Annotated in this window: 12 protein-coding genes and 1 pseudogene; 9 read left to right on the plus strand and 4 right to left on the minus strand. The window is 61.5% G+C overall.

Annotated features, from left to right (window positions below; translation table 11 throughout):
• Positions 1-15 precede the first annotated feature (15 nt).
• The 3 genes and pseudogenes from IB262_RS12895 to IB262_RS12905 all read left to right on the plus strand — a co-directional run.
• Positions 16-633: a CMD domain protein gene (locus tag IB262_RS12895; protein WP_192493637.1), complete on the plus strand. Its 618-nt coding sequence runs from the start codon at positions 16-18 to the stop codon at positions 631-633.
• 20 nt (positions 634-653) lie between these two features.
• Complete coding sequence (locus tag IB262_RS12900) at positions 654-1,256, plus strand: alkylhydroperoxidase domain protein (protein ID WP_060582940.1); 603 nt, start codon at positions 654-656, stop codon at positions 1,254-1,256.
• A gap of 153 nt (positions 1,257-1,409) precedes the next feature.
• A pseudogene (locus IB262_RS12905) lies at positions 1,410-1,590 on the plus strand (porin); the annotation flags it as partial.
• Positions 1,591-1,722: 132 nt separating this feature from the next.
• Here IB262_RS12905 and IB262_RS12910 read toward each other — a convergent pair.
• The 3 genes from IB262_RS12910 to IB262_RS12920 all read right to left on the minus strand — a co-directional run bounded on the left by IB262_RS12910 (position 1,723) and on the right by IB262_RS12920 (position 4,426).
• The gene (locus tag IB262_RS12910) at positions 1,723-2,133 is read right to left on the minus strand and encodes a DUF983 domain-containing protein (RefSeq protein WP_060529243.1); all 411 of its coding nucleotides are present in this window, start codon (positions 2,131-2,133) and stop codon (positions 1,723-1,725) included.
• 178 nt (positions 2,134-2,311) lie between these two features.
• The gene (locus IB262_RS12915; RefSeq protein ID WP_192493638.1) at positions 2,312-3,709 is read right to left on the minus strand and encodes a PLP-dependent aminotransferase family protein; all 1,398 of its coding nucleotides are present in this window, start codon (positions 3,707-3,709) and stop codon (positions 2,312-2,314) included.
• 102 nt (positions 3,710-3,811) lie between these two features.
• Positions 3,812-4,426: a LysE family transporter gene (locus tag IB262_RS12920; protein WP_192493639.1), complete on the minus strand. Its 615-nt coding sequence runs from the start codon at positions 4,424-4,426 to the stop codon at positions 3,812-3,814.
• 64 nt (positions 4,427-4,490) lie between these two features.
• Here IB262_RS12920 and IB262_RS35940 point away from each other — a divergent pair, with 64 nt between their 5' ends.
• The 3 genes from IB262_RS35940 to IB262_RS12930 all read left to right on the plus strand — a co-directional run bounded on the left by IB262_RS35940 (position 4,491) and on the right by IB262_RS12930 (position 6,353).
• On the plus strand, positions 4,491-4,844 hold the full coding sequence (locus IB262_RS35940) for a LysR family transcriptional regulator (RefSeq protein ID WP_246802632.1): 354 nt from the start codon (positions 4,491-4,493) through the stop codon (positions 4,842-4,844).
• A complete protein-coding gene (locus IB262_RS35945; RefSeq protein WP_246802633.1) occupies positions 4,844-5,419 on the plus strand; it encodes a LysR substrate-binding domain-containing protein in 576 nt (191 codons plus the stop codon). The genes IB262_RS35940 and IB262_RS35945 overlap by 1 nt, the downstream gene beginning before the upstream one ends.
• Before the next feature lie 241 nt (positions 5,420-5,660).
• Positions 5,661-6,353, plus strand: coding sequence for a pentapeptide repeat-containing protein (locus IB262_RS12930; protein WP_034798066.1), 693 nt, complete (start codon positions 5,661-5,663; stop codon positions 6,351-6,353).
• Between the two features lie 32 nt (positions 6,354-6,385).
• Here the strand turns inward: IB262_RS12930 and IB262_RS12935 are convergent, their stop codons facing one another.
• On the minus strand, positions 6,386-6,961 hold the full coding sequence (locus IB262_RS12935) for a nucleoside 2-deoxyribosyltransferase (RefSeq protein ID WP_090428025.1): 576 nt from the start codon (positions 6,959-6,961) through the stop codon (positions 6,386-6,388).
• A 644-nt stretch (positions 6,962-7,605) separates the two neighbouring features.
• Between IB262_RS12935 and IB262_RS12940 the strand changes: the two genes are divergently transcribed.
• From IB262_RS12940 to IB262_RS12950, 3 genes are read left to right on the plus strand one after another with little or no spacing between them, the layout of a single operon-like run.
• Positions 7,606-9,168: an ABC transporter substrate-binding protein gene (locus tag IB262_RS12940; RefSeq protein WP_060539346.1), complete on the plus strand. Its 1,563-nt coding sequence runs from the start codon at positions 7,606-7,608 to the stop codon at positions 9,166-9,168.
• Positions 9,169-9,226: 58 nt separating this feature from the next.
• Positions 9,227-10,198, plus strand: coding sequence for an ABC transporter permease (locus IB262_RS12945; protein WP_034797927.1), 972 nt, complete (start codon positions 9,227-9,229; stop codon positions 10,196-10,198).
• 10 nt (positions 10,199-10,208) lie between these two features.
• The gene (locus tag IB262_RS12950; RefSeq protein WP_060529200.1) at positions 10,209-11,159 is read left to right on the plus strand and encodes an ABC transporter permease; all 951 of its coding nucleotides are present in this window, start codon (positions 10,209-10,211) and stop codon (positions 11,157-11,159) included.
• Positions 11,160-11,161: the final 2 nt, after the last annotated feature.

Consider the following 11,161-nt stretch of genomic DNA (forward strand, 5'->3'; position numbering starts at 1 on the left):
AAAGGAGACGACGTCATGACCACCACGTCACCGGATATCATCGATCTGCTGGCCGGCATCACCGCCGGGTCGGCGCTCGACCGCATTCGCGCCCAACGGCCGGAAACCCGCGAACAGGCGCAGAAAAGCTATCTTGCACTCTTTCAGCCCGCGGATTTCGGCGACGTGTCGGCGGCGGAGCGGCATGCGATCGCAAGTTTCGTTGCCGGCCTGCACCGTCAGCCGGACATTTTCGAATTTTACAGCAGTCCTTTCGAGGATAGCGACACCGATCGCTGGTTGATCGAGGTTATCAAGGCCGAGATCGGGTCAGGACGGGCAACAGGGCCATACGGCAACTATCCGGACGGGCCCCTTAATGGAGAGAATGAAGCCGGCCCACTCTATCAAGTATCACGGTCAAGCCGCGAGGTGCTCGGCCGTAAGCTGTCCGCCGCGCTGGACCACACCCACCTGCTCGTCTTCCATTTGCGTGATGCCAGCCCGCAGGCGTTGCAAGCCTTGCTCGACGCTGGCTGGACGACAAATGGTGTCGTGACCCTGTCGCAGCTGATTTCCTTCGTTGCGTTTCAGATCCGCGTCATCACCGGTCTTGGCTTGCTGTCGACCGCCACGAAGCGCGCTGCGGCTTAAGAACTCAAGAGGACATGCGAATGACCGAACATGCCATCATCCCGATCGTTGAAAATCCTCCTGTTACCTTCACGCAGGCCGAGATCGGATGGACACCGTGGCTGCAGCCTTTGCCTGAGGAAGAACTGACGGAGCGTCACCTCAAAGGCCTGGTCGAGGCTGGGCGCGCAAAGTCGCCCTACTTCCGCCTGCTCGTGCGCGATCCGGAAGTGCTTGAAGCGCGCACGAAAACTGACAAGGACATCTTCTACAACACCCGCTCGGGCCTGCCGCGCGCCGAGCGCGAACTGGCGGCGACCGCCGCGTCTAGATATAACGGCTGCATCTTCTGCGCCTCGGTACATTCGCGCTTCGCTTCGCATCACTCAAAGCGCACAGAGGATGTGCAGAAGCTCCTCGACGAGGGCGTCGGAACCGATCTCGGCGAGCGCTGGAATGCAATCGTCGCCGCTTCTGTGGCGTTGACGGCGACCCCGCCCGCCTTCGGAGAGGAGCACATCTCCCGACTTTCGGCAGCGGGCCTCGACGAACTGGAGATCGCCGACGTCATCCATGGTGCCGCCTTCTTCAACTGGGCAAACCGGCTGATGCTCTCACTTGGAGAGCCGACACCGGCAAACTAAGCCGCTCACGCGATCCGCCGTAACTGGCACAACACATAGAGAGCCCGCAAGGTCGAGAGATGTTGCGGGCCTCCTTCATCCGAGTTTAATCGGGTTAGAAGTTACGCTGCAGACGGACGTAGCCGAGAACCTGGTCGTCCGACTGCCACCTAGATCGCTCTCGGCTCCGCTGCTGCTCTCGCAGCATTTTCCGGCGCCCAGGCCGCCGATCCCATCGTTGCAGCGGAGCCGCAGCCATGGAATACGTTCGCGTTTGCGACGCTTCGGCACTGGATACTTCTACATCCCGGGCACCGAAATCTGCCTCAAGATCGGTGGCTTCATCCTCTTCCAAACCTCGTTTGGTAGAGCCGGCCTTTAAGAAGAGAGACATCCGGTGAAAGCGCCGTCAACTATGAACAGTAGGCGGCGCAATTATTTTCTAGCGATCTATTTGGAGGTTCTAGGCTTCTCCGGCACTCAGGACCTACTGCGTCGTCGCCACCGGCGGCTCGGTGTTTCGCCTTACGACCTTGCCTTCCTCAGCCTTGTAGAAAAACTGACTTGAGACGAGCCAGCCCTTCAGGGGGCGAAGCGGCGGAATGCAGGTCAGCAGCATGAAGGGCCCGGTCACCAGTAGGTGTATCCAGAGCGGTGCGCTGTATTGAACTTCCAGCCAGACGCCAAGGAAAACACTCGGTACGCAGGCAAAGCAGATGACGAAGAAAGCGGGGCCATCGGCCGGATCGGCAAAGGAGTAATCCAGGCCACAGACTTCGCATTCCTTGCGCATCTTCAGGAAGCCGTTGAACAGGTGCCCTTGCCCGCAGCGCGGGCAGCGGCCGCGCAAGCCAGTCTGCATGGGCGGGATCGGCGGCCAATCACTATCGGAAGACATGTTTGTTCCTTTCAGGCGTTCCGGTTGGCGCTGGAGTTTTGCGCCGAGATTGCCTGGATATGCGGCCGCTTCTTCTTCTTGGGGCCGCATCAGGCTCGCCAGGATTAGGCGCCGAAAAACATACATTGTCAATTTATTGTATGCATACATGTCTGCGACAATTTCGCCCGCCGATCATTTACACCACGAAGCTTGAGGCGGCGGGGGGCCGGCCGATGAGGTCGTTGATGACGAGAAGACTGCGTCGCAGCTCCGCTTGGCCGGCAGCGGCGCCCAGGCCGAGGCGGACGGCTTCCGGTGGCGCGCCGAGCGCAAAGGCGTCGCTTGCAACGACGCTGATGCCGGCTGCCTGCAATCGCGCGCTCAGTTCGCCGCGTGTCCAGGGCGGCGGCAACTGCAGCCAGGCGTGAAACGCATGCGGATGCGTTTGTGCGACGCCGGCTGGAAGAAGCTCGGAGACGATGCGCTGTCGCGCCGCCGTCTCTCTACGTATGGCTGCGAGCACGGCGTCAGCCGTCCCGTCCTCGATCCAGCGCGTGGCGATAGCGGCCGCAAGAGGGGACGCCATGCCGACAGTGGCCCGGATCGCGCCTTCGACGCGGACCGAGCTTCGGCTGTCCGGCACGACAAGATAGGCGATGCGCAAGGCCGGCGACAGGCATTTCGCAAGGCCGCCGACATAGTAGACGAGGTCAGGCGCCAGCGCCGCCAACGGGCGCGGCGTCGAAACGGGAAGGGCGCCATAGGCATCGTCTTCGATGATCGCTACGTCGTGCCGCCGGGCAATTGTGACGATCGCCTGGCGCCGTTCGAGCGAAAGTGTCGTTGTCGTGGGATTGTGAAGCGTCGGATTACAATAGAGCGCTTTCGGCGTTTGCTTCGCGCAGAGTTCTTCGAATGCTTCGGGCAGGAGGCCCTCTCGATCCATGGCGAGGCCGTGCAGCCTGATGCCGAGATGTGCTGCGAGCGCGCGCAGGCCGGGGTAGGTGATTGCCTCGGCGCAAATCATGTCACCGGCCTTGGTCAGGCTGCCAAGCGTGGCAAGCAGAGCTCCTTGCGCGCCAGCGGCAATCAGAACGCGCTCAGCCGGAACCTCGCCCAGCCTGGGTTTCAGCCATGCGGCGCCTGCAGCACGGTTGTGCAGGGTGCCGCCCGGCGGCTGGTATCGCATCAGGAGTTCGAGCCCATGATCGGCCTGCAGCGCCGCCATGTCGTCCCAGAGCCGAGCGGCGAGCATCGGGTCGTCGAACAACGGCGGCAGGTTCATGCTCATGTCGATGAGGCCGCCTGCCGGCGTACTGCCGGTTCGGATGCGTCGCGTTTTCACGTAGGTGCCCTGGCCGACCCGGCCCTCGACGAGGCCGCGATGCCGGGCTTCGTTATAGGCGCGACTGACGGTGGTGAAGTCGATCCCCAGCGCCTCGGCAAGCGTGCGCTGCGGCGGCAGACGCATCCCCTCGGACAGGCGCCCTTCGCTGATATCGGCAGCGATGGCGTCGGCGATCGCGAGATAAAGCGGTCCATCCGATTTACGGATTACCGGTTGCCACGAAATTCCCAAGCGCACGTCCACCATCGCGATTACCTCATGCTAATTGTATGGATATTGCATGGTTATCCGATTGAGGGCAAGTGTTAACAGTGGGAATGCAGCGGCGCGCCCGCGACCAAGCGTCGCCTAGCGTGTCACGCTTGCCGTTGCCAGCAACGCGCCGAAGCCGACGAGCAGGGCGCCGAAGGTGCGATCGATCCAATGGCGAAGCGCGATAAGACGAAGCCGTACCGTCCCGGAGGAAAAGAACAGGGCAACGATTGCGAACCAGATCAGATGTGCGGCAGAGATAAACGCGCCGTAACCCATCTGGACGGGCAGAGCCGTGGTCGGCCCGACGACTTGCATGAACAGGCTGACGACAAAGATCGTCGTTTTGGGGTTGAGCGCGTTGGTGAGAAACCCCACACGCAGCGCACCGATGTCGGAGAGGGCGGGATGTGCGGCCAAGCCCGTCGTTTCGGCTGGCTTGGTGCGTAGCATCCTGATGCCAAGCCAGATCAGATAGGCGGCGCCGACGAACTTCAGAACTGTGAAGAGAAATAGCGACTGGCTCAAGAGGCCGACGCCGAGCAAAGTGTAGGCGACATGGACCCAGACGCCGGCGGCGATACCGAGCGCCGTCAGGACGCCGGCCCGCCGCGACAAAAGCAGGCTGTTGCGTGTCACCATCGCGAAATCCGGTCCCGGACTGACGACGGCAAAGATTGTAATGGTTACTACAGCTAACAGTTCAGTCATTGTCTTTCCCGTTCGTCTCTTTCATTAATGTCTAAATAACTTGATCGATGAGAAGCGACTAACGATGAGTTCTGACCATTTTGGTGAGCTGCACTCACAGATGTCGGCGACGCGGCTTCCGCCGCTGGCGGCGCTGCGCTGTTTCGAGGCGGCGGCCAGACTCGAGAGCTTCAGTCGCGCCGCGGACGCGCTCCATCTGACGCACGGCGCGATCAGTCGCGCGGTCCGGCTTATCGAAGACGAACTCGGCGTGGCGCTGTTCGAACGCCGCAGCCGGCGTGTCTTCCTGACAGAAGCGGGGCGAAAGCTGGCGGCGGCCGTGCGCGAAGGTTTCGTCTGGTGGAGAGTGCCGTCCGGGAGATCAGGGACGTGGCGCGAACGCCGGCGCTGGTGGTGTCCTGCGAGCCGACCCTTCTGATGCGCTGGCTGATACCGCGCCTTCCTGATTTCCAGGCGCGGCATCCTGAGGTGTCTATCCACCTCGTTGCCGGAGGTGAGCCGGTGTCCTTGGGCCGTGGCATCGATCTGGCGATCCGGCGCGATGATTTTCCTCGATCGGGCGGCACTCATGCCGTGCCGCTCTTTCCAGAGCGAATAGGTCCGGTCTGCCGAACGGACAAAATCGCCCTGTTTTTTAACGAGGCTGAGGCCGGCTCTTTGCCTCAATTGCGCAAGGACGCGATCCCCTTGCATACGCGAACGCGGCCAAATGCGTGGGAGACCTGGGGGACGACGGCAGACCGCGCCGCACCCGAACAGCGCGGCCAAGTCTTCGAGCATTTCTATATCAGCCTTCAGGCGGCCATCGCCGGGATCGGCGTGGCGATCGGGCCTTGGCAACTCGTCCGCGACGATATCGACAATGGCATCCTGGCCGCGCCATGCGGATTTATCGAAGACGGTACGGCCTATCATCTGCTGTCGCCGTCAGCGATCGGCGACCATGGACCAAGCGCGGCGTTGCGTGACTGGCTGCTGGCCGAATCGATCTGAAACGGACCGTTTTCATTTCTGTCATTTGCATAAAGGCGAGCAACGTCATACGTTTAACGAACACGCGCGCATGACCGGCGATGCCAGTCGGCGGAAAGGCGCGCGAAGCACCTGATATGCAATCGATTCGACCCTCGGGTCCTGGAGCGGCGCCATGAACATCCTCAAAATCAATCTCGGCCAGGAGCGCGGTACGCTGCGCCCGGCTAGCGCAAAGGCATCGAGGATCGTGGCCGACGTCATGAAGGCACTGGTCGTTCCGGCGGCGGCTATAGGCCTAGTGGCGTTCGCAGCGCCGTCGATGGCGCATGCCGCCAGTTGCAAGGATTCCGCATCGCCTGGAGCCGATTGGACCGACTGCAACAAGAAAGCGCTTATGCTCGGCGGCAGCGACCTTCAGGGTGCCAATCTCGTCAACACCGACTTCACCTTGACGGATCTGCGCGGTGCGAACCTGACAGAAGCCAATCTGGAAAAGGCAACTCTGGTTCGATCCTCGATTGCGGGGGCTACCGCGAATGGCGCGAACTTCTCCAAAATCGAAGCCTATCGGTGCAATTTCGCAGGCGTCTCCGCCGAGAAGGCATCGTTCGTCAATTCCGAGCTGCAGCGGGCCAATTTCAGCGGTGCCCGCCTGACGGGGGCAAGCTTTGAGAAGGCCGAACTCGGCCGGGCGAATTTCGACAAGGCGGAGCTCACCGGAACCCGGTTTACCCATGCCAACCTTTCGCGCGCGGACCTGACCAGCACGAGTTTTTCCGGCCCGATCGATTTCCAGGGGGCGTTCATGTTCCTGACACGTATCGAGGGCGTCGACCTGTCCGAGGCAACCGGACTTGAACAGGAGCAGGTCGACATGACTTGCGGTGACAGCTCGACCAAGCTTCCCGCCGGCATGAGCACGCCGGCGGGCTGGCCCTGCGCCAGCGACTGATAGCCGTCACAAAGCCGCGGCCCAATCGGTCGTTATGCCAAATGCCGCTTTGCGGCAATCGCAAGGCATTCCTTGAAGGCTTGCAGGTCGGTCAGGCGATCGGCCTCAGGCACTTCGCGCTGGACGAGCCTGCCTTCCCTTCGCAGAACGCCGCCATCGAGCATCAGGTTGTCGGCCATGTCGAAGTCTTCGATGCTGAGCCCGTCAGGACCGGCCATGCGGCCGTCGAGGCGCAAGCCGGCCTTGCCGCCGTAGTGGTCGTGCAAGATGCGCTCGTAGTAGCTGCGGGAGGTGTTGGTATACGCATAGACGTGCTTACCGTGACCGCACATGAAGCCGAGTTCGAAGACCGTGCCGACATCGGCGCTGATGCCGCGAAACGGTGTCAGGTTGGCGATGATCATGTCGGCGGCAAGCATCATGCCTTCGTCGACGGCGTAGATCGCAAGGCCGCGCTGATGCTTGGTCGGAGCCGGCGGAATCTCAAGATCGCCGGGCACGAGCGGTGTGAACCCGGCTGCACGCGCCAACTCTGCCTTCAATTTCTGAATCTCCGCCGCATTGGGCAGAAACACTTCCGGGCCAGCGAGATAGACTTTCACGCGCATTTCTCCTCACATTTTCGAGCGGCCGCCGAGCCTAGCCATGGACTTCAGCTTGCCCACGGTTTTTTGGAGCGTGGGAAGCAGGTATGCTGGCTGAGCGCATTGCCCCACCGGTGGAGACGCCCGTGGCCCGCCATGTGCCACCTTCGGCCAATTCCGGAGATTTGCGCATGCCACGCGGGCGAGCTGGACATGCGGACGTGTCAAAATCTGCAGCCGATGTCAGCGGGGGCTGCGAACGCAACCGCCGCCACCGGCGCGCGCACCATCCCACGGGAAGGCTCGCGGGTCGTTGGTGGCTCGGTCTCTGCCACGTTCACATGCGGAAACACTCCTAAATACGGGTGTTTCCTAACGAATCCTGTTTGCACGCAGACATGCCAGGATGCCCGCCGCCGGTTTGCAAGGGCGCTTCTCCGGTTTCGATTCGCTCCATGGTTGCCGCTTCCCCCTTATTTTTCCCTTGCCCTCGTCCGCTGGTGGGCCGTCGTTTTCACCGCCGTATGCGACTTTGAACAATCATGCATACAAAATTGTCGACAAAATAGTTGACATTGTCGCCGACAGCTTCAAATCTAGGGCAACTTGCTCACGAGTGGGTAAGGGCGCCTGCATATGGCGACTGATGAGAAAACAGAGGGAACGATATGAAACTGAGAAAGCATCTCCTCGCGGGGTTGGCATTTGCCTTTCTCGCATCCTCGGCCTCCGCCGAAACGCTGCGTTGGGGTAGCCCGCGGGATATCTTCTCGCTCGACCCCTATTCCTATGGCAGCACCTCGAACCTGGCCTTCCTCAACCACGTGTACGAAGGCCTGACCCGCTATACGCCGGAGTTCAAGGTCGAGCCGGCCCTCGCCACGAGCTGGGAGATGGTCAAGGACAAGGTCTGGCGCTTCCATCTGCGCAAGGGCGTAAAGTTCCAAAACGGCGCCGAGTTCAACGCTGACGACGTCGTCGCCTCCATGGCCCGCGTCAGCCATCCGACCTCGCCGCTGCGCGGCAACATTCCGGCCTATGTCTCGACCACCAAGGTCGACGATTACACGGTCGACATCGAAGTCAATTCGCCGAACCCGCTCTTCCTCAACGACATGACCAACATCTTCATGTTCGACAAGGACTGGCTGGTCGACAACAAGTCCGAGCTGCCGACCGATGTCGGCGCCAAGGTCGAAGGCTACGCCACCTACAACACCAACGGCACCGGCCCGTTCAAGGTCGAATCGCGCGTGCCCGACAGCAAGACCGTTCTCATCAAGAACGACGGCTGGTGGGATACGCCGAAGCACAATCTCGACCGCATCGAATTCATGCCTATTACCTCGGCCGCAACCCGCGTTGCAGCGCTGCTTTCGGGCGAAATCGATCTGACCGATGGTGCGCCGGTGCAGGATCTTGAGCGCCTAAAGAGCTCGCCGGACATCAAGGTCATCGAGCGCACTGACCTGCGCACCGTGCACATGGTCTTCAACCGTCACGAGACCTTCGCCGACGGTCGCGAAAACTTCTTCAACAACATCAAGGTGCGCCAGGCGATTGACCATGCCATCGACCGCCAACTGATCTTCAAGCGCGTGATGCGCGGCAAGTCGCATGTCGCCGGCACCATGGTTGCTCCGGAAATCCCGGGCTACAGCGCCGAACTCGATGTGCCGACCGCCTATGATCCGGAACTCTCCAAGAAGCTGCTCGAAGAGGCAGGCGCCGTCGGCAAGGAGTTCACGCTCGTATGCATGAACGACGAAAGCGTCAACGAGGAAGACGTCTGCAGCGCACTGGTCTCTATGCTGTCGCGCGTCGGCCTGAAGCCAACCCTCGACATCGGTCCGCGCGCCGTGCAGGCGCCGAAGCGCGCCGGCGGCAAGTCCGACGCCTACATGATCGGCTGGGCCAACGAGCCGACCCTCGATGCCTATTCGATCCTGGTTCAGGTTCTCTCGACCCGTGAAGGCGCGGCCGGCGTCGCCAACTATGGCGGCTGGTCCTATCCGGAACTCGACGCGATGGTGAAGAAGGCCGCGCTCGAGATGGATCACGACAAGCGTCTGGCGATCGAAACCGAGGCGCTGAAGTTCGCCAAGGATGAGGTCATCATGATCCCGTTGCATCAGCAGCCGATGGCCTGGGCAATGTCGAAGAACGTCACGGATGTGACCATTCGGGCCGACAACAAGCCGCGTCACTGGCTGACCCGTATCGGCGATTGAGTTTTCTTGCCCCGGCAGAGCGTGCTTTGCCGGGGCTCCTCATTCAGCGAGAAACCCAATGATTGTCTTTCTCATCAAGCGGCTGGCCAATGCCGTGCTGGTCATGCTCGCCGTCGCGCTGCTCGCCTTCCTGATCTTCCGCTTCGCCGGCGATCCGGTCGAGTTGATGGCCAACGAGCAGATGTCGCAGGCCGACCGTATCGAGCTGCGCGAAAAGCTCGGGCTCAACGATTCGTTCCTCACCCAGTTCGGCCGCTTCGTCGGCAATGCCGCCCAGGGCGATTTCGGCATCAGCTACCGCAACGGCCAGGACGTGATGAAGCTCATTGCCGAGCGCTTCCCGGCAACGATGGAACTGGCGCTGGTCGCAACCGTCCTGTCGCTCCTGATCGGTCTTCCACTTGGTGTCCTGACCGCTATCCACCGAGGGCGATGGTATTCCGAGGGGTTGCAGTTCGTCAGTATCATCGGCGTCTCCTTGCCGAGCTTCGTCGTCGGTATCCTTCTGATCCTCGTCTTCGCCGTAACGCTCGGCCTCGTACCTGCTTTCGGGCGCGGCGATGTGGTGCAGCTCGGCTGGTGGAGCACCGGCCTGTTGACGTCGTCGGGCCGCGCATCGCTGCTTCTGCCGTCGCTCGCACTCGCGCTCTACCAGATCACTCTGGTCATGCGTCTGGTGCGCGCAGAAATGATGGAAGTGCTGCGCTCGGACTTCATCAAGTTCGCACGCGCCCGTGGCGTGCCGCGGTGGCGGATCTATTTCCGACATGCGCTCAGGAACTGTCTGATGCCGGTTGTCACCATGACGGCGATGAACTTCGGCTCGCTGATCGCCTTCGCGCTGATCACCGAAACCGTGTTCCAGTGGCCGGGCATGGGCATGCTCTTCATCCAGGCGGTCACCTTCCTCGATATGCCGGTCATGGCGGGCTATCTCTGCATCGTCTCCTTCATCTTCGTCACGCTCAATACGCTCGTCGATATCGCCTATGCGGTCATCGATCCGCGGTTGCGCGATGCAACCCGCTGAGGTCGTTGCCATGACAGATCACGTCCAGCAAACCACACCTGCGCGCAAGCCTTCGCGGCTTGCCCGCTGGCGCCAGAGCGATCTCTGGTGGTCCTTCACCCACAAGCCTTCGGCAATCATCGGCGCGATCATCCTTACGTTCCTGATCGCGACCGCCTTTGCAGCACCTTTGATTGCGCCGCAGAACCCCTTCGATCCGGCTCAGCTCGAGCTCTGGAACTCCGAGCTGCCGCCGATCTGGGAGGCCGACGGCCAATGGCCTTACGTGCTCGGCACCGACACGCAAGGGCGCGACATGCTCTCGGCCATTCTCTATGGCTCGCGCATCTCGATCCTGATCGGCGTCGCCTCGGTTGTGCTTTCGCTCGCCGTCGGCCTTAGCCTCGGCCTCGTTGCCGGCTATTTCGGCCGCTTCATCGACAACTTCCTGATGCGCATCGGCGACGTGCTTCTGTCGATCCCGACGATCCTGATCGCCATTCTCGTCAGTGCCGTCGCGCGCCAGATGCTGCCGCCGGAACTGCGGGACGTTGGCTCTGCCGCCGTTCTGGTGCTGGCGATCACGCTCAGCGCCTGGGTGCAATATGCCCGTACCGTGCGCGCCCAGACGATCGTCGAGCGCGGCAAGGAATACGTTCAGGCGGCGCGTCTTCTGAAAACGCCAGCGCGGCGCATCATGCTGAAGCACATCCTGCCGAACACGCTGACGCCGATCATGGTCGCTGCGACCCTCAACTTCGGCATGGCGATCCTGACGGAAGCGACGCTTTCGTTCCTGGGTATCGGCATGCCGCCGAGCCAGCCGAGCCTTGGAACGCTGATCCGTCTCGGCAACCAGTTCCTGTTTTCGGGCGTATGGTGGGTGGTGCTCTTCCCCGTCGTCCAGCTTTGCCTTCTCGTGGTTTCGGTCAACCTTCTCGGTGACTGGCTGCGCGATGCGCTCAATCCGAAATTGAGGTGAAT

Origin of the sequence: Ensifer sp. ENS02 (assembly GCF_014851885.1) — a bacterium.
Lineage (GTDB): Bacteria > Pseudomonadota > Alphaproteobacteria > Rhizobiales > Rhizobiaceae > Ensifer > Ensifer adhaerens.